This is a genomic window from Sphingobium lactosutens DS20 (genome assembly GCF_000445105.1).
Classification (GTDB): domain Bacteria; phylum Pseudomonadota; class Alphaproteobacteria; order Sphingomonadales; family Sphingomonadaceae; genus Sphingobium; species Sphingobium lactosutens.
In genome coordinates this window covers 1-26,235 of record NZ_ATDP01000071.1, presented here as the reverse complement: position 1 = coordinate 26,235, position 26,235 = coordinate 1, and the positions used below count along the sequence as shown (strand labels likewise).

Genomic DNA, 26,235 nt, shown 5'->3' with positions numbered 1-26,235 from the left:
CGCGCGGTCGTGACCGGCGCCGGTTCCGGTATCGGGCGTGCCGTCGTGCGCCGCTACCTGGCCGAGGGAGCGAATGTTGTTGCGGTCGTGCGCCGCGATTCTGATGTTGCCGCGCTCGAAAGCGAGGGCGCCATCGTCGTCGGCGGCGACGTTGCCCATTTCGCCACCGCGGAGCGTGCAGTCGCCGCGGCGGTAGAGCGCTGGGGCGGTCTTGACGTCTATGTCGCCAACGCTGGCTTGTGGGACTTCCACAAGCGTCTGGAAAAGCAGGAACCGGCGGAGATCGACAGGGGGTTCGAGGAGATCTTCGGCGTCAACGTCAAGGGGGCTCTCCACGGCGCGCGCGCCAGCCTGGCGGCATTGCGCATGAGCCGGGGCAGCATCATCGCGACCGGATCGAACGCATGCTTTCTCGCTGGCGGGGGAGGGGTGCTCTACACAGCCTCGAAGTTCGCCTTGCGCGGTCTTGTCATGCAACTCGCCAAGGAGTTTGCGCCCGAGGTGCGTGTGAACGGGGTTGCTCCCGGCGCGACAGACACCGGCATCTCGGGCCCCGCTGCGCTGGGACAGGGGGAGCGGGCGATGAATGCGGATGCCGACCGCATGGCCGAAATGCAACGCCATATGCTGCTTGGGCGCGTATCAACTCCTGAGGATCATGCCTCCCTTTATGTCCTGCTCGCAAGCCGCGAGGAGAGCGCGTACGTCACCGGGGCGATGCTTCTGTCGGACGGTGGGCTCACTATTTCCGTTTGAGGTCCGAAATGCCGACACTTACAATCATCAATCGTGCCGGGGATGCGCAACGACTGGAGGCCGCATCGGGCCTCTCTGTCATGGAGATCATCCGTGACGCCGGATATGATGAGTTGCTCGCGCTTTGCGGCGGATGCTGCAGTTGCGCGACCTGCCACGTCTACGTCGAAGGCGATGTCGATCCGGGCGTGCCCGGCGACGATGAAGATGACCTTCTCGAAAGTTCCGACCACCGCACCGAACGATCTCGCCTGGCGTGCCAAATAAGGTTCGCTGACGAACTTGCGGGGCTGACGATACGGATCGCGCCGGAAGACTGAAAAAGAGTTGGAGGGGATTATATGATAGCGAGTGATTTGAAAGTTGCAGCGGTCGATGTGCAAGTAGAACGCCGTAGCGATGGCTCTATCCTGCTCGACAACGGAGTCGCCCTGCCGCCCGTGATCGGCACGATCCCGCAGCGACTCGCGCATTGGGCAAGCGTTCAGCCCCAGGCCTTGTTTCTGAGCCAGGGTGACCGGGAACTCACTTATGTCGAGGCCGAGGCCGAGCGCCGTCGGATTGCCGCACGATTGCTGGCCATGCCGCTTTCGGTGGAACGCCCGCTGATGATCCTGGGGCAGAACAGTATCGACCATGCGCTGGTCGTCTTGGCAGCCACCAGCGTCGGCATTCCCGTGGCAATCGTTTCGCCGACCTACGCCGCGCCTGAAGCCCGGCCCTGGGCAAAGCTGCTGCGCGTCATCGGCGAGATTGATCCTGGGCTTGTCATCGCGGACCACGCCGATCTTGCCGTGTCCATGCTTGCGGAAAGCGGGCGTCCCGGGCTTGAGGTGCGCTCGCTCAAGGATCTTGGCTGGATCGATGTCGTTCAGCCCATGAGCGATACAATAGTCGATGCCATGGAGGCCGACGTCGGTCTCGACACCGTGGCGAAGCTTTTGTTCACGTCCGGATCGACGGGCCATCCCAAGGCGGTTGCAAACACGCAGCGCATGATGGTGTCGAACATGCTGGGTTTGTCGGCAATCTGGCCCTTCCTCAATGACCGTCCGCCCGTTTCCGTCGATTGGCTGCCCTGGAACCATACATTCGGCGGCAATTGCTGCTTCAATACGACCCTCTGGTTCGGTGGCCATTCGCATATCGACGACGGCCGACCAACGCCCAAATCGATCGCGAAAACGGTAGACGCTTTGCGTCGCTGGAGACCGACGCTTTTCTACAATGTGCCGGTCGGTTTTGAGGCGCTCCTGCCATTTCTGGAAAGTGATCCCGTCTTCGCTCGTCATTTCTTTGGCGATCTGGACTTCATCTTCAATGGCGGTGCACCGCTGCCTACGGCCCTGAGGAAGAGGGTGGAAGCCGCGGCCCTTGCCAGCGTCGGGCGGGTGCCGATGATCGTCGCGGGATGGGGGTCCACTGAAACGGCCCCTTTCTCGAGCATCCTGTATTTCGACCAGCCCTATGCCAATAATCTGGGGGCGCCGATGCCCGGCACGACGATCAAGATGGTGCCAACCGAGGATCGCTACGAATTGCGCGTGCGTGGCCCCAATGTCATGCCGGGCTATTGGCGGGATCCCGCGACCACGGCCAATGCATTTGATGAGGAGGGGTTCTACAAGATCGGCGACGCGGCCAAGTTCGCGGACCCGGATGACCCGTCGGCTGGAATATTGTTCGATGGTCGCGTCGCGGAGAATTTCAAGCTCACTTCGGGAACCTGGGTCAATGTCGGAGCCCTGCGGCTGGCCATCGTCAACGCCGGGGAGAAACTTATCTCCGATGTGGTCATCACAGGCCATGGTCGCGGCGAGGTCGGCGTTCTGTTGTTTCCGAACCAAGAAGCCTGTCGTGCGCTGCTGGGCGAGGATATGAGCGCGATGTTCGGCACGGAAGCCGTTGCCGAACATCCCCTCCTGCGCGAGCGGCTGAGCGCGATTCTTCGCAGGCACAATGATCGGCAGATGGGGTCGAGCACCCGAATCGCGCGTTTCATGGTGCTTGCTGAACCGCCAAGTGCCCATCATGACGAAATCACCGAGAAGGGGAATGTCAATCAGCGCCGTATCCTCGAGCGCCGAGCAGATCTTGTCGAACGTCTTTATGAAGACGCGTACGCGCTATGATATCCTGTGGGTCGCCTCCCAGGCATGATGTCCTCATCGTAGGCGGGGGCCATGCGGGCGCGCAGGCCGCTGTGACGCTGCGACAGCGAGGATTTTCCGGTACGATCGGCCTCCTGAACGGCGAGCCTGAACTGCCCTACGAACGACCGCCTCTGTCGAAGGAATATCTTTCAGGCGAGAAATTGTTCGATCGCATTCTCATCCGCCCCGCCACCTTCTGGGTCGAAAAGCAGATCGATGTGATGCCCAGGCATCTGGTGACCGCGGTAGATGCAGCCGCGCACTGCGTGAAGCTGGCTGACGGCAGCGTCCATGGCTATGGCACGCTCATTTGGGCGGCCGGCGGCGATCCGCGCCGCCTCAGTTGCCCTGGGAATGCGCTTGGCGGCGTCCATGCGGTGCGGACCCGCGCCGATGTGGACAAGATGTTGGTCGAGCTGGGTGACAATCCTCAGGTGGTGGTCATTGGCGGCGGATTTATAGGCCTGGAAGCAGCGGCCGTGCTGATCAAGCGGGGGCTTGCAGTGACCTTGCTCGAAGCCCTTCCCCGCGTTCTTGCGCGTGTGGCCGGCGAGGATATTTCCCGCTTCTACGAGGCGGTCCATCGAGGCCATGGCGTTGACCTGCGCACGGGCGTGGCGGTCGCCTGCCTGGAAGGGCAGACCCGCGTGACCGGTGTGCGACTGTCTGACGGGACGCGCATTCCAGCCGATATGGTTATTGCAGGCATCGGCATCCTTCCGGCGGTCGAAGCCCTTTTCGCGGCAGGCGCGGAAGGCGGAAATGGGGTGGCAGTCGATGCCTATTGCCGCACGAGCCTGCCCGACATCTATGCCATCGGTGATTGCGCCCTGCATCCCAACCCTTATGCTGACGGTGCTTTGATCCGGCTGGAATCGGTTCAGAACGCGCATGATCAGGCGATGGTGGCGGTTCGTTCGATCATGGGCGATCCGATTCCATACGATGCCGTACCCTGGTTCTGGTCAAATCAGTACGACCTCAGATTGCAAACCGTGGGCCTTTCGATTGGATATGACGACGTCATAATCCGGGGCGCTCCGGCAAGTCGGAGCTTTTCGGCCATCTATCTCAAGAACGGTCGGGTCATCGCACTCGACTGTGTCAATGCCATGCGCGACTATGTGCAGGGCAAGGCCCTCGTGACTGCCCGCGTCTGTCCCGACCCCGTGCGGCTGGCTTGTGCCGAGGTCCCGCTCAAGGCGCTTGTTCAAGAGGCGGTCTGATGCCGATCAGAAGTGCCTCGCATCTGTCCATCGTTTCGCGCGCTTCGGTTGCGACGAGAGTCGCTGCGACCCGCATATAGGAATAAGCGAGAATGGCGCGTGCTTCCGCTTCCGGCGCATCGGCGCCGCACTGCATCATCAGGCCGGAAATATAATGAAGGCGCAGCTGATCAATCTCTTCAAGTGCCGCCTGCGCTCGCGGTTCGCGACGTCCCCAGAGGCGTACCGCCAGCTCAACGTCGGCTGCCCGCGCCGAGCGTTGCCCCATGATGGGCAAGCGCAAAAGTCGTTGCAGCCTCGCTTCGGGCGAGGCCTCACCGCGGTCCAGGCGTTCGATCAGCGCCAGCGTTGCGCTCTTGCGCCATTGTTCGAGCATCGCCTGGTGCAAGGCATCGCGATCCTTGAAATGCCAGTAGAAGCTGCCCTTCGTCACTTCCAGCCGCTTGGCCAGCAGCTCGATCCGAACGCCGTCGATGCCGTTCGATGCCAGAAGTTCCAATGCGGCGTCCGTCCAGGCCGCAGCGTCCAGTCGTATCGCTTCCGTGCTGCGCGTTTTTGTTGTGGTCTTCATATGAGCACTTCTTGCCGAGCGACGTCATTTGTCAATCGAACTGTGGAATGCCATCGCAAACAGGCATCTACCATACGCTACCGTATTGACATTCGCGCTCAAACCGTTCACCACGGTTCGCAGCAATGAGAGGATTGTGATGTCTGAAATCGCCGAAATTGGACGCGGAAAATCGGTTGCCGCGCTTGGCCTCGAAACGAATGTCCACGACATGGGTGAGGGGCGGCCGGTGGTGCTTCTCCATGGCTCCGGGCCGGGCGTTTCGGCATGGACCAACTGGAAGCGGGTCATGCCCGTGCTTGCGTCCGACTTTCGCGTGGTCGCTCCCGATATGGCCGGTTTCGGCTACACGGAGCGCAATCCCGATCTCTCCTACGACATCAAGCTCTGGGTGAAGCATCTCGTCGCGATCCTCGATGCGCTCGAGATCGAGAAGGCCAGCCTTGTCGGGAATAGCTTCGGTGGCTCGCTCGCGCTTGCGGCCGCCGCGCGTCATCCCGCCCGGTTCGACCGGCTCGTGCTGATGGGCACGCCATGCGACAAGTTTACGATGACGCCCGGCTTGCGCGCCGGCTGGGACTATACGCCCAGCCGCGAAGCAATGCGCGCGGCGATGGCGCATTTCCCCTATGATCCCTCGTTCATCACCGACGAGCTGGTCGAGGATCGCTTTCAGGCAAGCCTCATTCCTGGCGCTCAGGAGGGATTACGCAAGCTTCTCGTCAAGCCGAGGGATGAGGGGGATACCCCCCTTTCGGGCATGCCCGAGAGCGTGGTTTCGGGCATCGAGCATCAAACGCTCGTTCTGCATGGCCGGGAGGACAAGGTCATTCCCGTCGAGATGGGTCTGCGCCTGGGTCGTGCGATGCCGAACGCGGAATTCCATATGTTCGGTCGCTGTGGACACTGGGTCCAGGCCGAGCGCTTCGACGCCTTCGTGGCACTCTCGCGTCGTCACCTGGGGGCGGGTGCATGAGCAGCGAAGTCGAGGCGCTCGGTTACATCGGGCTCGAGGTTTCGGATCTGGTTGCATGGCGCGTCTTTGCGGAAGAGGAGCTTGGGCTTCAATGGGTGCCGCGCGATGATGGCACCATCGATCTGCGAACCGATCAATATGCCACGCGAATTCGCCTTCATGTCGGGCCGCGGGATGATCTGGCCTATGCCGGATGGGAAGTGAAGGATGGCGCGGCCTTGTCAGCGCTTGCCGCGCGACTGGAGCGGGCCGGCGTGACGGTCGATCGTGCAGACGCCGCGGTTGCGGCGGATCGGCGCGTCCATTCGCTCATTCGTTTCACGGACCCCGAGGGCAACGCGCACGAGGCCTTTTTCGGCCCCTTGCAGAAGACCAATGATCCATTCGTCAGCCCGGCCGGAGCGCGCTTCAAGACGGGGCGGCAGGGGCTGGGGCATCTTGTGCTCGCATGCCGCCAAAAAGCCACGATGATGGAGTTTTTTACAGAGACGCTTGGCTTTCGGCTGTCCGATCATATCAACACCGAAGTCGTGCCCGGGCGCCCGATCGAGATCAGCTTCCTGCGCTGCAACGGTCGGCATCACTCGCTCGCCCTCGCGCCTGTCCCCATCCCCAAAAAGATCGTGCATCTCATGGTCGAGGTGACGACGATCGACGATGTGGGGCGCGCGCTCGATCGCTGCATGAAAGGCGGCAGGCATTTGACCTTCACGCTGGGGCGCCATTCGAACGATGAGATGCTGAGCTTCTATCCGCTGACCCCGTCCGGGTTCGACGTCGAATATGGCTGGGGCGGTCTCGAGGTGGACGACGAAAGTTGGCATGTCCTGACCCATGACACCAACTCCGCCTGGGGCCACATCTATCAGCGCCCCCCGAAGCCCGCCAAGCTGGAGTCCGTGGCGTGAGCAATTATGAGGATGTGGCAGCGCGGCTGCGCGCCGCCTATGCGGGACCTGCCCTTGATCCGCTCCGGGATGTGCTCGATCCAACCGATGCGGCCGGCGCTTACGCCGTTCAGGCGATCAACACGGGGTTCTGGGCGAACCAGGGGCGCCGTATCGTCGGCCGCAAGGTCGGGCTGACCGCCAAGGCAGTGCAAGCGCAACTGGGTGTCGACCAGCCGGATTTCGGCGTGCTGTTCGAAGACATGGCAATCGAGAATGATGGCCTGCTTTCGCCCGAACAGGTCCTGCAACCAAAGGCCGAAGCCGAAGTCGCCATCGTGCTCGCCACGGATCTCGACAATCCCGACGCGACGGCCGCTGACGTGGCGGCGGCAACCGCCCATGCGATTGCTGCCATCGAGATCGTCGACAGCCGCATAGCCGATTGGAAGATCAGCTTTGCCGATACGGTCGCCGACAATGGGTCTTCCGCCTTCTTCGTGCTGGGCGAGACCAGGAAGCCGCTCGATGGGCTCGACCTCTACACCTGCGGGATGGCGCTCGAAGTGAACGGGCAGCTTGCTTCGCTCGGCGCAGGGGCAGCCTGCCTTGGCCATCCGCTTGAGGCGGCCGCCTGGCTGGCCCGCACATTGGCGGCGGCCGGTGATCCGCTTCGTGCCGGCGACATTGTCTTGACCGGGGCACTTGGCCCCATGGTGGCTCTCAAGCCCGGCGACCGGGTGGAAGCGAAAATCGGCGGCCTTGGCAGGGTTGCATTCAGGTATGGGAATTAACGATGGCCAAGGTGAAGGCAGCAATCATTGGATCGGGCAATATCGGTACCGACCTGATGATCAAGATCATGCGCAATTCCGACGTCCTTGAAATGGGCGCATTCGTGGGGATCGATCCGGAGTCGGATGGTCTCAAGCGAGCCGCTCGGATGGGCGTCGCAACGACCGCGGAAGGAATCGACGGCCTGGTCGCGCTTCCTGTGTGGCCTGAAATCGGCGTCGTTTTTGACGCAACTTCGGCGGGAGCCCATAAGCGCCATAGCGACATCGTCACCGGTGCCGGCAAGGTCATGATCGACCTGACCCCGGCAGCCATCGGTCCTTATGTAATACCGGTGGTCAATGGTGACGCCCATCTCGATGCGTCGAACGTCAATATGGTCACTTGTGGGGGGCAGGCGACCATTCCAATCGTTGCTGCGGTGTCATCGGTCGCCACGGTTCATTATGGCGAGATCGTCGCATCGATTTCGTCCAAGAGCGCTGGCCCCGGGACGCGTGCCAATATCGACGAGTTCACTGAGACCACCAGTCGCGGTATCGAGGAAGTCGGCGGTGCCGCCAAGGGCAAGGCGATCATCATCCTCAACCCCGCCGAGCCGCCACTGCTCATGCGCGATACCGTTTTCACTCTGTCCTCCGGCGCGGACGAATCGGAAATCGAAGCTGCGATCCTCGCAATGGTTGCGAAGGTCCAATCCTATGTGCCGGGTTATCGCCTCAAACAGAAAGTGCAATTCGAGCGCTTCGGGTCCAACAATCCCGTCAAGATCCCCGGTCTCGGTAGTTTCGAGGGGATCAAGACGAGCGTCTATCTAGAGGTGGAAGGCGCTGCACACTACCTGCCTGCCTATGCGGGCAATCTTGATATCATGACGTCGGCGGGCCTCAAGACGGCCGAGAAGATCGCGACCCGACGCTTGCAGAAGGAGGCCGCATGATGGGCTTCGATCCGTGCACCACAAAGCTTTATATTCAGGACGTCACGCTGCGCGACGGCATGCATGCCATTCGCCATCAATATGGCATCGACCATGTCCAGAAGATCGCCAGGGCCCTTGACGAGGCGAAGGTCGACGCGATCGAGGTCGCCCATGGCGACGGTCTCAATGGCTCGTCTTTCAACTATGGTTTTGGCGCGCATACCGACTGGGAATGGCTGGAGGCGGTTGCCGATGTGCTCGAGCATAGCGTCCTCACCACCTTGCTGATCCCCGGAATCGGGACCATCGAGGAACTGAAGCACGCCTACAATCTGGGGGTGCGGTCAGTGCGCGTCGCGACGCACTGCACTGAGGCCGACATTTCCAGGCAGCATATCGAGGCGGCCCGCAATCTGGGCATGGATGTGTCGGGCTTCCTCATGATGAGCCATATGAGCGAGCCGGATGCACTGGCCCGGCAGGCCAAGCTGATGGAAGATTATGGCGCCCACTGCGTCTATGTGACCGATAGCGGCGGCGCGATGGACATGGACGATTATCGCGCGCGGTGCGAAGCCTATGACAGGGTGCTCAAACCCGAAACCCAGCGTGGCATCCATGCGCATCACAATCTCAGCCTTGGTGTCGCGAATTCGATTGTCGGCGTTCAGTCGGGTGCGATCCGTATCGATGCGAGCCTGGCCGGCATGGGCGCGGGCGCGGGCAACGCCCCGCTCGAGGTGTTCATCGCCGCGGCCGAGCGCAAGGGATGGCTGCACGGCTGTGATCTCTACAAGCTGATGGATGCGGCAGAAGAACTGGTCCGCCCTCTGCAGGATCGGCCTGTCCGCGTGGATCGTGAGACATTGTCCCTTGGCTATGCCGGCGTCTATTCCTCCTTCCTGCGTCATGCCGAGAAGGCGAGCGAAGACTATGGTGTCGATACGCGCGCCATCCTCGTCGAGCTTGGTCGTCGACGGATGGTCGGTGGCCAGGAGGATATGATCGTCGATGTGGCGCTGGATATGGTTCAGGCCGATGGCTGACCGCTCTCTCGTCGATACGCTCTATGGCGAACTTCGCCTTCCTGTGTTCGCTGCGCCGATGTTCCTCATCTCCGGCCCCGATCTTGTCATCGCGGCCGGCAAGGCAGGCATCATAGGCGCCTTTCCGGCGCCGAATGCACGGACAATCGAGGATCTCGCCGCCTGGCTCCCGCGCATCACGTCGGAGCTCAAGGCAGCCGGTCGCGAGGGGATGTGGGCCATCAATATGATCGTGCACCCGACCTACGAGCGGTTCGACGCCGAACTGGACCTGATCTGCGAATATAAGCCGCGCATAGTCGTCACCGCCCTGGGTAGCCCTGGACGCCCCCTGGAACGGGTTCATGCCTATGGTGGGGCGGTCTTCTCGGACGTCATCACGCCTGATCAGGCGCGCAAGGCGGTGGATGCGGGGGCCGACGGATTGATCCTGGTGGCGAGCGGTGCCGGCGGGCATACCGGCCACTATAGCCCGTTTGCCTTCGTCGAGGAGGTGCGCGGCTTCTGGGATGGTCCTCTGATTCTGGGCGGCGCAATAGGCGGGGCTCGCGCAATCCGCGCCGCGCTCACCATCGGCGCTGATTTTGCTTATATGGGCACGCGCTTCATCGCGACGCGCGAGAGTCTCGTCTCGGACGACAATCGCGCGATGCTCGTGCGTGCTACCATGCGTGATATTGTCACGACCACGGCGGTAACCGGCATTCCATCGAACTGGATGCGCGAGAGCCTCGATGCGGCCGGCTTCACCCCCGACATGCTGGAAATCAAAAAGAAGATCGATTTCTCCAATCTTCATGGTGATTCCAAGGCCTGGAAGAACATCTGGGGGGCGGGGCATTCGGTCGGTCGCACGCGCGCAGTTCAGAGTGTTGCCGAATTGGTCGACGAACTCGTGGAAGAATATCGTCTGACCGGCTCGGACCTGACGCGGATCACCGATTGGCCGCACGACATCGAGGCGGCCCGAGCGGATTTGGTTGCGGGGTGACGAGCGAGTCCATTTGGCATGGGGGACATGTCGATCTTGTCGGGCTCAACCGCCTCGGTGAAGGATCCTTAAATTCCCATGTTGGAATCGAATTCGTCGAGGCGGGGCCTGACTGGCTCGCAGCCCGCATGCCGGTCGACCGACGCACGGTGCAGCCTTTGGGGCGCCTGCATGGAGGCGCATCCGTGGTGTTGGCTGAAACGACAGCCTCTGTGGCCGGCCTGCTGACGCTGGATCCCGCGCGTGAAACCGCGGTGGGCATGGAGATAAACGCCAATCACATGCGGCCGGTTGCCGATGGCTGGGTGACGGCGACGGCGAGGCCTGAGGCTCGTCAGCGGACAACCCAGGTCTGGACGGTTCGCATCGTTGACGATGCCGGCCGTCTGGTCTGCATTTCCCGCGTGACGCTTGCAGTTATTCCGTTGGAGCGCGGAGCGCCTGCGAGCAAAGGGTGATATCGAGGATCGGCGAAGTCGGCCGGTTTTTCACGGCCCTCCGCTTTCGCTCCGACCGCTCATGCGAATGAAAGCGCGGCGTCCCGGACAGCGCTTGGCGTCGTCCCGAACTCCGCGCGAAAGGCCCGGCTGAGCGCCGCCCCGTCGTTGAGGCCTGCGCGCAACGCGATCTCGCCGAGGCTGAGATCGCGTTGACTGTCGTCCATCAGGCATCGACGGGCCGATTCCAGGCGCACCTGGCGGATGAGCTTGGCGGGACTTTCTCCCTCTGCTGCCAGGGCGGCATATAATGCGCGGCGAGACATTCCCATATCGCGGGCAAGATCGTTCGGAGTGTAGCGATCGGCGAGATGTTCCTCGATATGGTGTCTCGCTCGCCGGGCATAGCGTCTTTCGACAATCGTCCCCCACCCGTCCGACAGGGTGCTACGGATCAGATCGAAAGCCGCTTGCAGGAGATGCGGACCACAGTCCTCCTGCTCGTTATCGTCGAAAAGGCAGCCGACAACGGCGCCGGCGGCTTTCATCGCGCTGTTGCTGGTTATGAAGCGTATGTCACGGCCGGAAGGAAGCGAGGCGAGTATCGTATGGCGCTCAGGTATCACCAGCATGACAGCCCGATAGCCCGCCAGAACATCCAGAGAATAAGCTTCGCCCAACGGTACAAGGAGTGCGTCACCCGCCGAAAGGCATACCTGCCGCTGGTCGTTCCTAAAAACCGAACTCCCCTCGATCTGCCAGACGATCTTGCAGCGGGCCTCTAGCCTCGCAGACCGCTTCCGGCTTGCGCGACCGAGCAGAGCCGGGCTTTCGATACGAATGGCATCCATTCCAGCGACGCGTCGCTGAACGACGTTCCCTGCGAGATCGACATCATTGGCGATGTCGATCTCGAGGTTGGGAAAAATTCTGTCGCACTCACGCAGAAAGAGGTCGGACGCCACTGGGATTCACCTTTTCCCATACGGTAGCGTATCTTGCAGGAGGCGGCAAGATTTGCGTCGAGCAGGTCTGCGTTCGACGCTGTTCCCTTTGTCTCTTGAGAACCGATCTGCTAGAAATTCACCTGCAGCCCGGCGTTCACGACCAGCGGGTCGAGCGCGACACGGGCGGTGCCGGGGACCAAACCACCCGGTGTTGGCAGATTGTACCGCGAATTTGTAGACACCCAGGCCTTGGACACGGAACCGAACAGGCTGAAACGCTGATTGAATGGCACTTCGACACCGGCGACAAGGGCGGGCCCGAAGGTATTGGATGTTTTGAAGTTTTGCAGCGCACGATCGTCCGTATCGAAGATGATCGTCCAGTTTACCCCGGCGCCGACATAGGGTCTGATCGGACCGTTCGGATTGAGGTGGTAGCGCACCGTGTAGACCCCAGGGCCGTATGTCACAGTGCCCAGGTCGCCGGCCGAACTCAACGTGCCCGCGCCCCTGAGCGTGGTCTTCGGGGGCAGGCCGATGGTCGCCGCAACGGATATGTTCGGCAATATGAAATAGCCTACCTCCAGCGAGGGTGGCGTGTTGTCCTTTATCGTCGCGTTGCCTCCCGCGACAGGCGCGCCGCCCAACTTGATCTTTGCATTTTCGTCAAAGAAGAAATGCGCGACACTGACACGGACATAGACACGCCCCTTGGCACCATCGGGATCAGCATTTTGCGCGACGGCGGCGGTGGAGCCCAAGCTGAGGGCAAGCGCAGACGCGATCATCAATTGTCTTTTCAATATTCCTCTCCTTCTATGATTTTTCTTGTTGTCAGTGCCCCTTGAGCAGAGCCTCCTCCAGAAACTGGCGGGTCTGCCCACCATAAGGCGCGCGCATCAGCATCACGGCTTCTGGGGCTTTGCTTTGTCGATAGATGGAACGCGCGTGGCTGAAGGTTCGGAAACCGACATGGCCGTGATAAGCGCCCATGCCAGACGCGCCGACGCCGCCAAATGGCAGACCTTCGGCAAAAACATGGGCCATAACGTCATTGATCGTCACCCCGCCCGAGGCGGTGCCATCGATGACTTCACGCGCGGTCGCGTCGTCCTCGCCGAAATAATAGAGCGCGAGGGGGGAGGGGCCTGAGCGGATTTTCGCGATGACCGCGTCGAGTGAATCATAGCCTATCACCGGCAAGACCGGGCCGAAGATCTCCTCTTGCATCACCATCATGTCGTCGTTCACGCCGACCAATATCGTTGGCGTCATCCGACGATCATTGGCCTCGGGTGCCGTTGCGAGCACTTCGACCACCTCGGCGCCCTTCTGTCGGGCATCTTCCACGATCTGCTGAAGGCGCGCGAAGTGCCGTTCGCTTATGATCGCGGTATAATCGTCCGAGAGCGTGCCATCAGGGTACATTGTCCGCGTGGCAGCTACGCATGCATCAGCAAACGCCCGCTCTGTGCCGCGCGGGACATAGACATGGTCCGGTGCGAGACAGATCTGCCCTGCATTGTAGGTCTTGACTGTCATCACGCGCGCAGCCGCCTCGGCCATGTCGAACTGGTCCGTCAGGATCACTGGGGATTTTCCGCCAAGTTCCAGCGTCACAGGCGTGAGATTGGCCGCCGCCGCGCGCATGACGTGCCGGCCGACCGTGGTCGACCCGGTGAAGATCAGGTGATCCCATTTGGCGCCGGAGAATGTCTCGCCCTCCTCCGGCCCGCCTTCGATCACGGCGACTTCCTCCACGGCGAAGTAGCGGGCGATCAGATCGGCCATCAGCGCGGACGATTTCGGCGTGAATTCCGAGGGCTTAATGACAGCGCGGTTGCCCGCGGCAAGAATGCCGGCGAGCGGCGAGAAAACCAGATTATATGGAAAGTTCCAGGGGCCGATAATGCCGACCACACCGAGTGGATGATATTCAATCCGGGCTTCGGCATCGGGGACGAGACTCTCGCCGAGCTCCGATTGCATCCACCGTTCGACTTGGGTACTTGCGAGCCGTAGCGAGCCTACAGCGGCAAAGATGTCAGCGATGATCGTCTGAACCCTGCTTCTGTGGCCGAAATCCTCCGACAGGGCCGTGGCAATCGCGTCCCTGTTTTCCACAAGCAGCGCTGTGGCGCGGCTCAGGCGATCGATCCTGGTGGCGGCGGAGGGGAAACCATCGGCGATATAGGCATGCCGCTGACGGCTGATGATGGTTTCGAGCCGGTTCTTGAAGTCCATATTCGGGCGCCTGTCAGTCATGCCGGGGTTCCTGGCAGATGTGGAGAGATCACAGCGCGCCGATGCGGAGCACGGGTTTCAGCGTCTTGCCGCTTTCGCTATCGGCCACGGCTTCATTGATCTGGTCGAACTCATAAAAGCGGATCAGTTTGTCGAAGGGGAATTTCCCTTGCTTCCACAGCGCGATCATGTGCGGGATGAAGCTCTTTGGCGTGGCCTCACCCTCAAGCGCACCGCCGATCGACTTGCCGAACAGCATGTCCATGACCGAAAGAGTGAATTCCGCGCCCGGCTTCGGCACCCCAACCAGCATCGCGCGCCCCCGCATCTTGAGGACATCGACGCTCTGGCGGATCACCGCAGGTACAGCGGTCGTATCCAGCGTGTAGTCGACGCCCCCCGCGGACAGTTCGCGAATGGTCTCCACTGTATCGGTTCCGGCTTTCACCGCATGGGTCGCGCCGATCTGCCTGGCGAGATCAAGCCGATTGTCATGCAGGTCGACGGCGATGATCGTCGTACAGCCCACTGCGGAGGCTGCCATGATAGCGGCAAGCCCGACTGCTCCGGCGCCGAAGACCACGATCGAACTGCCGACTTCCGGCCGGAGCACGTTGATGACTGTCCCGGCGCCGGTCTGGATACCGCAACCCAGAGGGCCGAGCAGCGCGAGATCGACATCCTTGACCACCTTCACCGCATTGCGTTCACTGGCGAGGGCATATGTTGCAAAGGAGGATTGGCCGAAGAAGCTCCCGCTGATCGCTTCTCCGCGACAGGTGATGGTTGGGCTGCCATCGAGCCGACGGCCACTGAAATTCAGGGGCATGACATTGTCACAATAGACGGTGTGCCCTGTCACGCAGTTGGTGCATTTACCGCAATGGGTCATGGTGAGAACGACATGGTCGCCGACCGCCAGCGTCGTTACATCCGGCCCGACCTGTTCAATCACGCCGGCGCCCTCATGGCCCAGCACGGCGGGGAGAGGCGTGGGGAGATCCTGGTCGCGTACGCTCATATCGGTATGGCAAACACCCGTCGCCACAATCCGGATGAGCACTTCGTCGCCCCGAGGGGCGTCCAGTTCAGCAGAGGCCATTTCCCAAGCGCCACCATGGCACGGCGTCAATGCTGCAACGATATCGGTCACTCGATCTTCTCCCATTCGATCAATTTTTGTCTGAAATCGGCTCCATGTCGCTATCCAGGGAAGTCCGATCGCGGCACGCGGCGGCTATGGTCGCGGTGCCTGAATTACGTCACCAATGTCCAATTGCCGATCGGGCCAGGACCATTGAGTACCGACCCTGTCGTGAAACTCGCGATTGCGGATAGATAGCGCGCCCGATCCCGACCGGCCATTCTGTCGCCAGCAACAAACATATTGGCTGAACTGGCATTGCCAGTATCCTCTCAAACTGCTTCATGTCTTTGACCTGAACATCACGGCGGCGGCGCGCTCGGTCCCCTGTCCATCAGGCTAACAGCGCGGCCCTCAGCTTAGCGCTTCTGGTGATGGCGCGTTTGCGCCTGCGTGCAGACAATTGCGTATCCGTGCTCTTCTTTCCGCGTGGAAGACCGAAATGACGCCGCCGTTTCCGGATGCGATGAAGGGCGACACGAGTTGGGGATTGGCCCGAAGCAAAAGGGACGAAGATCAAATTGTAATGCAACTGACCTCCACCTTGCCGATTGCGTCACGAAGAGGAGTAGCTCGATCCTGTCACGGGAGAGAGCCTGGGCCTGAATATTCGCACGATGAAGGTAGTTCGGCGACCGACAGGCTGAACTGGCCTGCAGGAGGCGAGATGCAAATGCGCGACACATCCCGGGACTGGACAATCGATGTCGTCGATCGATAGGATTTTTATGCGCGGCCGAAACCTCTGCGGTGTCGCTGCGTCAGATTTCATTGCGTCTGCACAAGTGCCGGCCCTCTGGGGTGGAGGCGGCACGCGCCTGGTGCCGATGACGATCCTCTGCGCAGGGCACACTCCGGCACGAATGCTTGCCGAGCACGTTGCTGTTTTCCTTGAGAGATACCATTGAGACGCGGACGGGTCGGACAGGCCTGCCCCAGGAAGGGCTGCGGCTCGTGCTGCCTTAACTGCTATGTCGCTGCCGAACGCCGACTAGCTGGGCAGGCCCTTCAGAAAAAGATCGACGACCATGTCGGCAAGCTGGTCTCCATTGATTTCTCCGGCGGGATCGAACCAGGTATGTGTCCAATTGATCATGCCAAAGTACAGCATTGTCAAGGCTCGTCGCTTTCCCTTGTTCTTGTCAAGTGTGGTGGCGCGATCGACGATAATACCGTCAACAATATCGAGAAGCCTTCTCTCGGCCTCTATGATGGCAGATCGCCGCTCGACGGGTAGCTTGTCGAGATCATTGATGAGAACCTTGTGTCGATCGGATGCGTTGGCATAGAGCTTCATGAAGCCATGGGTCAGGGCCTTCAAACGATCGGCGGAATCCGGCAGGTCAGAAACTTCATCGGCGGCGGCGCGCAACGCTTCGACATGTCCGATCATGATCTCGAACAGTATATCCTCCTTGGAGGAGAAATAATGATACAATAACGACTTCGAGATACCTGATGCCTTGGCGAGATCTGCGATAGAGCTTCCCAGAAATCCGGTTTCACCGTACAGCCGCGCGGCTATTTCGACGATCGCTTCGCGCCGGTCGTCATAGTCTGCCGCTTGTGTCCTCGCCACGCATATGTCTCCAGAGCCAAATCCTGCCTCGGCTATGCCAGAGGGCGCGCGCAAGGCCAAGCAGATGGTCAGGCGTCGAAGTCCACCGAGACGTCATCGGTCAAGGGCATGGCCTGACAGGTGAGGATATAGCCCTGAGCGATCTCGTCAGCCGAGAGGCCGTAGTTCGCTTCCATATGCACATCCCCGGTCACAAGCTTGGCCCGGCACGTCGCGCAGACACCTGCCTTACAGGCATAGGGGGCGGACATGCCGGCGGCGCGGGCATTTTCCAGGATGCTCCCGCGCGCGCTGTCGAAGCTGATCGAGCGCCTGCGTCCATCGAGCGTGACGCTGACCTTGCGACCTTGCGACTGGCGCTCCAACGCTGCCCGCTGTTCCGCGTTGCCCGCGGGCCTGTCAGCCGTGAAACGCTCGGCCAAAATGGATGATGAGGGCACATCCTTGGCGAGGAGCGCTGCCTGGGCTGCATCCATCATAGCGCCAGGTCCGCACAGAAATGCTGCCTCGATCGTCGAGGGGTCAACCAACCGTTCGAAAATGTCAGCCAGTTTCTCAGCTTCAAGACGACCGTTGAAGAGTTCGATATCCTCGTCCTCGCCGCTCAGGAAATGATGGACCTGAAGTCGCCCCATATTGCGGTTCTTGAGGGCCGAAAGCGTCTCGAGAAACATCACCGAGCCGCTATGCCGATTGCCATAAAGCAAGGTGAAACGGCTCTCGGGCTCTTGCGCCAGCATCGTCTTGATGAGTGACAGGATCGGCGTGATGCCCGATCCCGCCGCAACACCAAGATAGTGTGCGCGGCGCGCAGGCGTGAATTTCCAGGTGAAGCTGCCATGGGGAGACATGGCCTCAAGGCGATCGCCCTGCTTGAGTTCGCTGTTCGCCCAGGATGAGAACTGCCCGCCGGGAACCTGCTTGATCGCGACCCATAGCGCGCCTTCGTCTGGCGAAGCGCAAATCGAATAATTACGCCGTACATCGTCATTTTCGAACAAGCGTCGAAGGGTCAGGTGTTGTCCAGGACTGAAAGCGAACGCATCGCCGCAATCTTCCGGCAAAGCGAGGCGAACCGCGACGGCGTCGTCGGTCTCGCGCCGAACCTCGGCGACGGTCAGTTCGTGAAATGCGACGGACAAGGGTCTCTCCTTAATGACATTTGAAGCGGTCGAACGGCTCCAGGCAGTCTTCGCACTGCCAGAGCGCCTTGCATGGCGTCGATCCGAAACGGCTGACTTCATGGGTTGCGGCGGATCCGCATCGGGGACACGCAGCAGCCTCCCTATTGCGCAGCGAGGACATCGCAGCGCCGCGTGGCGGAGGCGCAATGCCATATGCCTTGAGTTTTTCACGGCCCGCGTCGCTGATCCAGTCGGTCGTCCATGGCGGCGAGAGTACCGTCCGGATGCCGACCTCACCGAAGCCCGCGTGATCCAGAGCGTGCCGCACGGCCTGCTCGATCACAAGAGTGGCGGGACAGCCGCTATAGGTCGGGGTGAGCAGGACGGTTGGGGGTGAGCTTTCTATAGCCCTGACGATTCCCAGTTCGACCACAGAGATTGCGGGGATCTCAGGGTCGGGCACATCGCACAGGACATCGCGCACCCGGTCCTCGAAGCTGGGCGAAGAGATGTCACCAGCGCGCATCGGGGAAACTGCGTGGGATATGCTGCATCACTGCAAGCAGGTGACCGAGATGTTCGCTGTGCTTGCCCTGGCGGCCGCCGGTGACGGACCTGTGCTGCGCAGGCAGGTCCAACGTCGCTTCAGCAAGTGATTGCGCGACGATAAGGTCGAACGGCGCGCGAAGTTTGGCGCGGTCGATGCCGATGCCAGTCTCGATCATCGCTTCGTCCACCGCATCATTGACGAACAGTTCGTCGATGAACCGCCAGTTCCATTCCAGCCCGTCGATCATGCGCCGACGGCTTTCCTCGGTGCCATCGCCCAAGCGGATCACCCACTCGCGTGCGAGACCTGCATGATATTCGGTTTCCTTGACGGCTTTCGCGGCGATTGCTGCAAGTTCGGAATCCGCCGATGCCGTCAGCGCCCCGTAGAGCAGGTTCTGGAACGTCGAGAAGAAAAATTGCCGCGCCATTGTGCGAGCGAAATCGCCATTGGGCTGCTCGACCAGCAGGCAATTGCGAAAGTCGAGTTCGTCCCGGTGAAAAGCAAGGGCGTCAGCATCCCGGCCGCCATTCTCGATCTCAGCGGCATGCGACAGCAGGAGCGTCCCCTGGCCAATCAGGTCGAGGCCAAGATTGGCAAGCGACAAGTCGACTTCGACCGAGGGTGCGTGCCCGCACCATTCGGACAGGCGCTGACCAAGGATCAGAGCGTCGTCGCCCAATCCGATCAGATAGGCCACATGTGCTTCGCGGGCGATCACAGCGTTGTCCATCACATATGCCTCACGGCGTCGGGCAGGTCATAGAAAGTCGGATGCCGATAGACCTTGTCCTCGGCCGGCGCGAACAGAGGGCCGGCTTGTGCAGGGTCGGACGCGACTATGTCGGTCGAGCGTACCGTCCAGATGCTTACCCCCTCCATGCGGCGGGTATAGGTGTCCCGAGCATGGCGCAGCGCCAGTTCGGCGTCGGGCGCGTGGACCGAGCCGACATGCTTGTGGGACAGTCCGCCACGCGCGCGGACGAAAACCTCCCAGAGAGGCCAATCATTACTCATCGTTAAGTTCCAATCAGGCTGCGAGGCGCTGGCGCCGCTTCACTTCATAGGCATCGGCAGCTTCACGCACCCAGGCGCCATCCTCCCATGCCTTGCGTCGTGCCTCGATCCGCTCCCTGGCGCATGGACCTTCACCACGAACGACGGCAAAGAACTCCTCCCATTCGATGGCGCCGAAATCATAGCCACCACGCGCCTCGTTCCAGCGAAGGTCGGGATCCGGGATCGTGAGACCAAGCAATTCCGCCTGCGGCACGGTCGCGTCGACGAACTTCTGGCGCAACTCATCGTTGGTGTCGCGCTTGATGCGCCAGCGCATCGATTGTTCAGAATTGGGCGACTGGTCGTCAGGCGGACCGAACATCATCAGGGCAGGCCACCACCAGCGGTCGAGCGCATCCTGTGCCATGCGGCGCTGCGCCGGCGTGCCGGCCGCCAGCGTCATCATGATTTCATATCCCTGGCGCTGGTGGAAGCTCTCCTCCTTGCACACCCGTACCATGGCCCGTGCATAGGGGCCGTAGGACGTCCGCTGGAGGGGCACCTGGTTCATGATGGCCGCACCGTCCACCAGCCAGCCGATCGCGCCGATGTCAGCCCAGGTCGGGGTCGGATAGTTGAAGATCGTGCTATACTTGGCTTTGCCCGCATGCAGAGCATCGATCATCTCGGCGCGGCTCGCCCCGAGCGTCTCGGCGGCCGAATAGAGATAGAGACCATGGCCGCCTTCGTCCTGCACCTTGGCGAGGAGGATGGCTTTGCGGCGGAGGGAAGGTGCGCGGGTGATCCAGTTGCCTTCAGGAAGCATGCCCACGATTTCGCTATGGGCGTGTTGTGAGATCTGCCGGATCAGCGTGCGCCGGTAAGCTTCGGGCATCCAGTCCTTGGGCTCGATGAATTCGTCCGCGGCGACGCGCGCCTCGAACGCCGCGACAAGATCAGCCGGCTCGACGCTGCGGACCCCGGGGTCGGCCTTTTGCAATTCGGTCGTGTACATGGCTCAAAATCTCCTCGAACAAGGTGATATTATTAATCGACCGCTCGGTCAACTAATAACTGCGATCAAGGTTGCGCGAGCAGCATGGCGATGCCCTGTCCGACCCCGATACACATCGTGCACAGAGCGTAACGTGCGCCTCTATCCGCCATTTCGATGGCCGCCGACTGCGCAAGACGCGCGCCCGACATGCCCAGTGGATGCCCAAGAGCAATCGCCCCGCCATTTGCATTCACATGGTCTGCTTTGTCAGGAAGGCCAAGTTGGCGCAGGACAGCGAGGCCCTGCGAAGCGAATGCCTCGTTGAGCTCGATGACGTCGATGTCCTTGAGCGCGATACCGGTCCGCTCCAGAAGGCGCTGTGTAGCCGGTGCAGGCCCGATCCCCATGATCCGGGGCGGGACGCCGGCGACGGCCATGCCGACGACCCGCGCGATCGGATTGAGGTTATATTTCTCGACACTGGCCTGCGATGCGATCAGCAGGGCTGCAGCACCGTCGTTGACGCCGCTGGCGTTGCCCGCGGTGACGCTGCCGTCAGGACGAACGATCGGCCTGAGTTTCGCGAGCGCTTCCATGCTGGTCTCGCGCGGATGCTCGTCGCGATCGACGACGATCGGATCGCCCTTCTTCTGCGGGATGGTGACGGGCACGATCTCGCGCGCGAGGCGGCCGTTCTCCTGAGCCCGCGCCGCGCGCGCCTGACTTTCCACGGCGAAGCGATCCTGATCCTCGCGCGAGACCTGGAAGTCGTCCGCGACGTTCTGGGCGGTCTCCGGCATCGAATCGACGCCGTATTGCGCCTTCATCAGCGGGTTGACGAAGCGCCAGCCGATGGTCGTGTCGAATATCTGTGCTTCGCGCGCAAAGGCGCTTTGCGCCTTGCCGGTCACGAAGGGCGCGCGCGTCATGCTCTCGACGCCACCCGCAACGATCAGATCTGCATCACCCGACCGGATCGCTCGGGCGGCGTAGGCCACCGCATCCAGGCCCGACCCGCACAGCCGATTGAGCGTGGTGCCGGGGGCGCCTTCGCCCAGCCCGGCAAGTAGGGCGGCCATTCTGGCAACGTCGCGATTGTCCTCGCCCGCCTGGTTGGCACAGCCGAGCACGACATCGTCGATGCTGTTCCAGTCGATCTGGGGATGGCGTTCCTTGAGCGCGCGAATTGGAATGGCGGCCAGGTCGTCCGCGCGCACTTGCGCCAATGCGCCGCCATAGCGTCCGATTGGCGTCCGGGCGGCGTCACAGATAAAAGCTTCAGGCATCGGATTGAAGTCCTTCGATTACAGGCCTGCCGAGCGATCGGCTCAGGCCTTGCATGGTAGCGACGACGCGGCCGTCCTCGCCAAATACAGTGATCGCGTAGCTGCCTGTTCTTCCACGCACGGCCAGCTCGCGTGCTTCCGCCACCAGCCGCTCTCCGGGGCGGCCGGCATCTATGAACGCAATCGCACAGCTTTGAGCGACGGCAGCGACGTTGCGGGAGTTGCAGGCGTAGGCGAATGCCGAATCGGCAAGCGCGAAGATCATCCCGCCATGAGCAGTGCCATGGCCGTTCGTCATCGCCGACGTCAGTCGCATCGACACGCGGCTCATTCCTGCATCCGCCGCTTCCAGGGTCAGGGCCCAGGCGGTCCCGGTTCCCTCTTTCGACAGCAGGTCAATGGCGACGCGCCAGGCGAGATGCTCGCTGGGAGACCGGGAGAGATTTCGGTGGCTCAACATCATTCCACCTTAGCCGCACGATTAGGACTTGCCAATAATAGTTCGACCGGTCATTCTGCGAATTAAGGGCAGCATGTCCGCCGGAGGATGCATGGCATATCAAACGATAATTTTCGAAGCGCAGGACGGCGTTGCGCGACTCACGCTGAACCGGCCCGACCGCCTCAACAGCTTCACGGTACAGATGCACGAGGAGGTTGCCGAAGCGCTCGGACGCGTGGCCGGCGACTCCTCAACCCGTACGCTTTTGCTCACGGGTGCGGGCAGGGGATTTTGCGCCGGGCAGGATCTGGGCGACCGCGCGGTCGCACCGGGCGCCGAGCCGGTCGACCTCGGGGACTCGGTCGAACGCTATTATGCGCCCTTGATCCGCAGTCTTACGTCGCTGCCGATGCCGGTCATCTGTGCTGTGAACGGTGTCGCGGCGGGTGCTGGGGCCAATATCGCACTTGCCTGTGACATCGTTCTTGCCGCTCGCAGTGCGAAATTCATCCAGTCTTTCGCCAATATCGGCCTCATCCCGGATTCAGGCGGGACATGGGTGTTGCCACGTTTGATCGGACAAGCGCGAGCGCTTGGCCTGGCGCTCACAGGTGATCCGTTGCCTGCGGTACAGGCGGAAGCCTGGGGACTCATCTGGCGCTGTGTCGATGATGACGTCCTCGCCGGTGAAGCTGCCGCTTTGGCGTCGCGTTTTGCGAACGGCCCCACTTCCGGGCTCGCAGCGACCAAGCAGGCCTTGCGGGAATCCTCATTGAAGTCACTCGACGCCGCGCTCGACAACGAACGCGACCTCATGCGCAGGCTCGGTCGAACCGCCGACTATGCAGAGGGCGTTGCCGCCTTCTCGGCGAAACGCAAGCCAGCATTTACGGGCCGTTGACGGCCAAGAAGGAGTTCATCTCATGGCCGTTCGTGCCGTACAAAGTTATACCGAAGGACATTGGTACACCAGTTCGGGCGGCCGCGAGGCCGTTGCGTCGGCGGTCACCGGTGAGATCGTCGCCGAGATTGGCAGCGACGGGATCGATTTTGGCGCGATGTTGCGCTTCGCACGAACGACCGGCGGACCGGCGCTGCGCGCGATGACCTTTCACGAGCGCGCGTTGATGCTCAAGGCGCTGGCGCAGGCTGTCATGGCGCGAAAGGAGGAACTCTACGAGCTTTCCTACCCCAGCGGTGCAACGCGTTCGGACAGCTGGATCGACATTGAGGGCGGGGCCGGGACGCTTTTCGCCTATGCATCGAAGGGGCGGCGCGAACTGCCCAACGAGCGGCTGTTGATCGACGGCGACACCGAATTGCTGGGCCGTGCCGGCACCTTTGTCGGGCAGCATGTCTACACGTCGCTGCAGGGCGTTGCCGTTCACATTAACGCTTTCAATTTTCCGATCTGGGGAATGCTCGAAAAACTCGGGCCCACCCTGCTCGCGGGTGTGCCGGCTGTCGTCAAACCCGCACAGTCAACCGGCTACATCGCCGAGGCCGCTTTCCGGATCATGATCGAATCCGGCGTACTCCCTACAGGTGCGCTGCAACTTGTCTCGGGCAAGACAGGAGATCTTTTCGATCATCTTACCGCTCAGGATGTCGTGGCCTTCACCGGGTCAGCGCGCACAGCCATGCTGTTGCAAAACCATCCGGTGAGAACGGCGGAGCAATATTCGACCACGGTAGCGGCGGGATAGTCCTGCTGCGGGCGGCGTAAAAGTCGTCCACCTTGAAGCCTTTCTGCCGAGTCAGGGAGGTGTGGGGATCTACAGCGTGGAACTTTATCTTCAGGTCCGTCTGGCTTGCGCGGATGGCATGAGCCAACGGGCGGCGGCGAAGCGTTTCAATGTGTCGCGCGAAACGGTACGCAAGATGCTGTCGTTTTCATCGCCGCCGGGTTACCGGCGCCAGTCCGTACCGCAGCGCCCGAAGCTGGACGGGTTTGTGGCGATCATTGATGGATGGCTTGAGGGTGACCGCAGTGTCCCGCGCAAGCAACGCCATACGGCGAAGCGGGTATTCGACCGTTTGCGCACCGAGCATGGTTTCACCGGCGGCTATACGATCATCAAGGATTACATCCGGGAGCGCGAACAGCGCAGCCGGGAGATGTTCGTGCCGCTGGCGCACCCTGCGGGAGATGCGCAGGCCGATTTCGGGGAAGCGCTGGTGGAGATCGGCGGGGTGGAGCAGAAGGCCTACTTCTTCGCGCTCGATCTGCCGCACAGTGATGCCTGCTATGTGCGGGCCTATCCGGCGGCGGTGGCGGAGGCCTGGGTGGACGGACACGTGCATGCCTTCGCGTTTTTCGGCGCGGTACCGCGCTCGATCGTCTATGACAACGATCGCTGCCTTGTGACGAAGATCCTGCCCGACGGCACGCGGCAGCGTGCCACGCTGTTCAGCGCTTTCCTGTCACATTACGTGATCCGCGACCGCTATGCTCGCCCGGGCAAGGGGAACGAGAAAGGCAATGTGGAGGGGCTGGTAGGCTATTGCCGGCGCAACTTCATGGTGCCGATCCCGAAGTTCCCGACCTGGGAGGCGTTCAACCTGTGGCTGGAGGAGCAATGCCGCAAGCGCCAGCAGGACAAGGTGCGCGGGCAGAGCGAGACGATCGGTGAGCGGCTGCAGCGCGATCTCGCGGCCATGCAGCCTCTGCCCGCTACACCCTTCGAGGCCTGCGATCAGAAAGGCGGGAGGGTCTCCTCGCAATCCCTGGTGCGCTACAGGACCAACGATTATTCGGTTCCGGTGGCCTGGGGCCATCAGGAGGTCTGGATCAGGGCCTATGTCGATGAGGTGGTGATCGGCTGCCGCAGCGAAGTCATCGCCCGTCATCCTCGTTGCTATGCCCGCGAGGAGGTTGTCTTCGACCCGCTCCATTATCTCCCGCTGATCGAGCAGAAGATCAACGCATTCGACCAGGCTGCGCCTTTGCAGGGCTGGGACCTGCCCGAAGCGTTCACGACACTGCAGCGGTTGATGGAAGGGCGCATGCACAAACATGGCAGGCGCGAATATGTGCAGGTACTGCGCCTGCTGGAAACGTTCACCCTCGCCGATCTCCAGGCGGCGGTCGAACAGGCCATCGATCTTGGCGCCATCGGCTTCGATGCCGTCAAGCACCTCGTCCTGTGCCGGATCGAACGCGTACCGCCCAGGCTGGACCTGGACGTCTATCCCTTCCTGCCACGCACCACGGTCGAGAAGACCTTTGCCAGAGCCTATCTGAGCCTGCTCTCCGACCGGCAGGAGGCCGCATGAGCGATCAGGCCCCGGAGATCCTTCTCGCTCACCATCTCAAGGCGCTCAAGCTGCCTACGTGCCTGCGTGAGCATCACAAGCTCGCGCGGCAATGTGCCGCTGAAGGCGTCGATCATATCCGCTTCCTCGCCCGCCTCGTCGAGATGGAAATGATCGACAGGGAGCGTCGCATGGTCGAGCGGCGCATCAAGGCCGCGCGCTTCCCCGCCGTCAAAAGCCTCGACAGCTTCGACTTCGCCGCCATCCCCAGGCTCAACAAGATGCAGGTGCTCGAGATGGCGCGCTGCGAGTGGATCGAGCGGCGTGAGAACGCCATCGCTCTGGGGCCATCAGGCACCGGAAAGACGCACGTAGCGTTGGGGCTCGGACTGGCAGCATGCCAGAAAGGACTGTCGGTGGGCTTCACCACCGCGGCAGCGCTGGTCAGCGAAATGATGGAGGCCCGCGACGAGCGCCGTCTTCTGCGCTTCCAGAAGCAGATGGCCGGATACAAGCTGCTCATCATCGACGAACTGGGCTTTGTGCCGCTCTCCAAGACCGGCGCCGAACTGTTGTTCGAGCTGATCTCCCAGCGTTACGAACGCGGCTCCACCTTCATCACCAGCAACCTGCCCTTCGACGAATGGACCGAAACCTTCGGATCTGAGCGTCTCACAGGCGCGCTCCTCGATCGCCTGACCCATCACGTCAGCATCCTCGAGATGAACGGCGAAAGCTATCGCCTCGCGCACAGCCGGGCCCGCAAGGCCAAAACCAGACCCTGAAAATTACACCAATGCCGGGGGGAGTGGCCCTCGGGCTACGCCCTCACGCCACTCCCCCCGGCATGTAACACGATGGCCTGGTTTTACGCCGCCGAATGGCCGACTTTTGCTCCGCCGTTGACA

28 protein-coding genes are annotated in these 26,235 nt (G+C 61.7%); 15 read left to right on the top strand and 13 right to left on the bottom strand.

The features are described from left to right. Positions 1 to 9: 9 nt before the first annotated feature. Genes RLDS_RS32945 through RLDS_RS32930 form a run of 4 tightly spaced genes read left to right on the top strand, consistent with a single transcriptional unit; the run spans position 10 to position 4,135 of the window. Positions 10 to 756, top strand: a complete 747-nt coding sequence (locus RLDS_RS32945; protein ID WP_236616798.1) for an SDR family NAD(P)-dependent oxidoreductase — start codon at positions 10 to 12, stop codon at positions 754 to 756. Between the two features lie 8 nt (positions 757 to 764). Beyond that, positions 765 to 1,076 (top strand): 2Fe-2S iron-sulfur cluster-binding protein, encoded by a 312-nt coding sequence (locus tag RLDS_RS32940; protein WP_021224689.1) that lies wholly within the window; start codon positions 765 to 767, stop codon positions 1,074 to 1,076. A 21-nt stretch (positions 1,077 to 1,097) separates the two neighbouring features. Beyond that, the gene (locus tag RLDS_RS32935; RefSeq protein ID WP_021224688.1) at positions 1,098 to 2,888 is read left to right on the top strand and encodes an AMP-binding protein; all 1,791 of its coding nucleotides are present in this window, start codon (positions 1,098 to 1,100) and stop codon (positions 2,886 to 2,888) included. Next, positions 2,885 to 4,135 carry an NAD(P)/FAD-dependent oxidoreductase gene (locus RLDS_RS32930; protein WP_021224687.1) on the top strand — a complete coding sequence of 417 codons (1,251 nt, stop codon included), beginning with the start codon at positions 2,885 to 2,887 and terminating at the stop codon, positions 4,133 to 4,135. The genes RLDS_RS32935 and RLDS_RS32930 overlap by 4 nt, the downstream gene beginning before the upstream one ends. On the opposite strand, the gene RLDS_RS32925 is transcribed toward RLDS_RS32930, so the two are convergent. Next, positions 4,107 to 4,706, bottom strand: a complete 600-nt coding sequence (locus RLDS_RS32925; protein ID WP_021224686.1) for a TetR/AcrR family transcriptional regulator — start codon at positions 4,704 to 4,706, stop codon at positions 4,107 to 4,109. The genes RLDS_RS32930 and RLDS_RS32925 overlap by 29 nt on opposite strands. A gap of 139 nt (positions 4,707 to 4,845) precedes the next feature. Between RLDS_RS32925 and RLDS_RS32920 the strand changes: the two genes are divergently transcribed. From RLDS_RS32920 to RLDS_RS32890, 7 genes are read left to right on the top strand one after another with little or no spacing between them, the layout of a single operon-like run. Then, positions 4,846 to 5,682, top strand: coding sequence for an alpha/beta fold hydrolase (locus tag RLDS_RS32920; protein WP_021224685.1), 837 nt, complete (start codon positions 4,846 to 4,848; stop codon positions 5,680 to 5,682). Continuing rightward, a complete protein-coding gene (locus RLDS_RS32915) occupies positions 5,679 to 6,590 on the top strand; it encodes a VOC family protein (RefSeq protein WP_021224684.1) in 912 nt (303 codons plus the stop codon). The genes RLDS_RS32920 and RLDS_RS32915 overlap by 4 nt, the downstream gene beginning before the upstream one ends. Further along, a complete protein-coding gene (locus tag RLDS_RS32910; protein WP_021224683.1) occupies positions 6,587 to 7,363 on the top strand; it encodes a 2-keto-4-pentenoate hydratase in 777 nt (258 codons plus the stop codon). The genes RLDS_RS32915 and RLDS_RS32910 overlap by 4 nt, the downstream gene beginning before the upstream one ends. Before the next feature lie 2 nt (positions 7,364 to 7,365). Next, positions 7,366 to 8,304 (top strand): acetaldehyde dehydrogenase (acetylating), encoded by a 939-nt coding sequence (locus tag RLDS_RS32905; protein ID WP_021224682.1) that lies wholly within the window; start codon positions 7,366 to 7,368, stop codon positions 8,302 to 8,304. Continuing rightward, positions 8,304 to 9,332 (top strand): 4-hydroxy-2-oxovalerate aldolase, encoded by a 1,029-nt coding sequence (dmpG, locus tag RLDS_RS32900; RefSeq protein ID WP_021224681.1) that lies wholly within the window; start codon positions 8,304 to 8,306, stop codon positions 9,330 to 9,332. Before RLDS_RS32905 ends, dmpG begins: the two co-directional genes overlap by 1 nt. 58 nt (positions 9,333 to 9,390) lie before the next feature. Continuing rightward, positions 9,391 to 10,323, top strand: coding sequence for an NAD(P)H-dependent flavin oxidoreductase (locus tag RLDS_RS32895; protein WP_236616797.1), 933 nt, complete (start codon positions 9,391 to 9,393; stop codon positions 10,321 to 10,323). Then, positions 10,320 to 10,781, top strand: a complete 462-nt coding sequence (locus tag RLDS_RS32890) for a hotdog fold thioesterase (protein ID WP_021224679.1) — start codon at positions 10,320 to 10,322, stop codon at positions 10,779 to 10,781. The genes RLDS_RS32895 and RLDS_RS32890 overlap by 4 nt, the downstream gene beginning before the upstream one ends. A gap of 59 nt (positions 10,782 to 10,840) precedes the next feature. On the opposite strand, the gene RLDS_RS54445 is transcribed toward RLDS_RS32890, so the two are convergent. The 12 genes from RLDS_RS54445 to paaI all read right to left on the bottom strand — a co-directional run bounded on the left by RLDS_RS54445 (position 10,841) and on the right by paaI (position 22,093). Next, positions 10,841 to 11,725 carry a helix-turn-helix domain-containing protein gene (locus tag RLDS_RS54445; RefSeq protein ID WP_021224678.1) on the bottom strand — a complete coding sequence of 295 codons (885 nt, stop codon included), beginning with the start codon at positions 11,723 to 11,725 and terminating at the stop codon, positions 10,841 to 10,843. Between the two features lie 110 nt (positions 11,726 to 11,835). After that, positions 11,836 to 12,510 carry an OmpW/AlkL family protein gene (locus RLDS_RS32880; RefSeq protein WP_161626710.1) on the bottom strand — a complete coding sequence of 225 codons (675 nt, stop codon included), beginning with the start codon at positions 12,508 to 12,510 and terminating at the stop codon, positions 11,836 to 11,838. Between the two features lie 31 nt (positions 12,511 to 12,541). Continuing rightward, the gene (locus RLDS_RS32875) at positions 12,542 to 13,972 is read right to left on the bottom strand and encodes a coniferyl aldehyde dehydrogenase (RefSeq protein WP_021224676.1); all 1,431 of its coding nucleotides are present in this window, start codon (positions 13,970 to 13,972) and stop codon (positions 12,542 to 12,544) included. A 28-nt stretch (positions 13,973 to 14,000) separates the two neighbouring features. Beyond that, entirely contained in the window at positions 14,001 to 15,104 is a 1,104-nt protein-coding gene (locus RLDS_RS32870) for an NAD(P)-dependent alcohol dehydrogenase (RefSeq protein WP_236616795.1), read from the bottom strand. Positions 15,105 to 16,086: 982 nt separating this feature from the next. Beyond that, entirely contained in the window at positions 16,087 to 16,674 is a 588-nt protein-coding gene (locus tag RLDS_RS32865) for a TetR/AcrR family transcriptional regulator (RefSeq protein WP_021224674.1), read from the bottom strand. A gap of 68 nt (positions 16,675 to 16,742) precedes the next feature. Beyond that, on the bottom strand, positions 16,743 to 17,816 hold the full coding sequence (gene paaE / locus RLDS_RS32860; protein ID WP_021224673.1) for a 1,2-phenylacetyl-CoA epoxidase subunit PaaE: 1,074 nt from the start codon (positions 17,814 to 17,816) through the stop codon (positions 16,743 to 16,745). 10 nt (positions 17,817 to 17,826) lie between these two features. Continuing rightward, entirely contained in the window at positions 17,827 to 18,324 is a 498-nt protein-coding gene (gene paaD / locus RLDS_RS32855; RefSeq protein ID WP_021224672.1) for a 1,2-phenylacetyl-CoA epoxidase subunit PaaD, read from the bottom strand. After that, positions 18,311 to 19,081 (bottom strand): 1,2-phenylacetyl-CoA epoxidase subunit PaaC, encoded by a 771-nt coding sequence (paaC, locus tag RLDS_RS32850; RefSeq protein WP_021224671.1) that lies wholly within the window; start codon positions 19,079 to 19,081, stop codon positions 18,311 to 18,313. Before paaC ends, paaD begins: the two co-directional genes overlap by 14 nt. Next, positions 19,081 to 19,365, bottom strand: a complete 285-nt coding sequence (gene paaB / locus RLDS_RS32845) for a 1,2-phenylacetyl-CoA epoxidase subunit PaaB (RefSeq protein ID WP_021224670.1) — start codon at positions 19,363 to 19,365, stop codon at positions 19,081 to 19,083. The genes paaC and paaB overlap by 1 nt, the downstream gene beginning before the upstream one ends. Positions 19,366 to 19,378: 13 nt before the next feature. Next, on the bottom strand, positions 19,379 to 20,362 hold the full coding sequence (gene paaA / locus RLDS_RS32840; RefSeq protein WP_021224669.1) for a 1,2-phenylacetyl-CoA epoxidase subunit PaaA: 984 nt from the start codon (positions 20,360 to 20,362) through the stop codon (positions 19,379 to 19,381). 65 nt (positions 20,363 to 20,427) lie between these two features. Beyond that, positions 20,428 to 21,630 carry a 3-oxoadipyl-CoA thiolase gene (pcaF, locus tag RLDS_RS32835; RefSeq protein WP_021224668.1) on the bottom strand — a complete coding sequence of 401 codons (1,203 nt, stop codon included), beginning with the start codon at positions 21,628 to 21,630 and terminating at the stop codon, positions 20,428 to 20,430. Next, positions 21,623 to 22,093 carry a hydroxyphenylacetyl-CoA thioesterase PaaI gene (gene paaI, locus RLDS_RS32830; RefSeq protein WP_021224667.1) on the bottom strand — a complete coding sequence of 157 codons (471 nt, stop codon included), beginning with the start codon at positions 22,091 to 22,093 and terminating at the stop codon, positions 21,623 to 21,625. Before paaI ends, pcaF begins: the two co-directional genes overlap by 8 nt. 88 nt (positions 22,094 to 22,181) lie before the next feature. Between paaI and paaG the strand changes: the two genes are divergently transcribed. From paaG to istB, 4 genes are all read left to right on the top strand, one after another. Beyond that, positions 22,182 to 22,973, top strand: coding sequence for a 2-(1,2-epoxy-1,2-dihydrophenyl)acetyl-CoA isomerase PaaG (gene paaG, locus RLDS_RS32825; protein WP_021224666.1), 792 nt, complete (start codon positions 22,182 to 22,184; stop codon positions 22,971 to 22,973). A gap of 22 nt (positions 22,974 to 22,995) precedes the next feature. Then, complete coding sequence (locus tag RLDS_RS32820) at positions 22,996 to 23,778, top strand: aldehyde dehydrogenase family protein (RefSeq protein ID WP_021224665.1); 783 nt, start codon at positions 22,996 to 22,998, stop codon at positions 23,776 to 23,778. Between the two features lie 76 nt (positions 23,779 to 23,854). Next, positions 23,855 to 25,348: an IS21 family transposase gene (gene istA / locus RLDS_RS32815; protein ID WP_011950768.1), complete on the top strand. Its 1,494-nt coding sequence runs from the start codon at positions 23,855 to 23,857 to the stop codon at positions 25,346 to 25,348. Beyond that, positions 25,345 to 26,112: an IS21-like element ISSsp5 family helper ATPase IstB gene (gene istB, locus RLDS_RS32810; RefSeq protein ID WP_007686288.1), complete on the top strand. Its 768-nt coding sequence runs from the start codon at positions 25,345 to 25,347 to the stop codon at positions 26,110 to 26,112. The genes istA and istB overlap by 4 nt, the downstream gene beginning before the upstream one ends. Positions 26,113 to 26,235 lie beyond the last annotated feature (123 nt).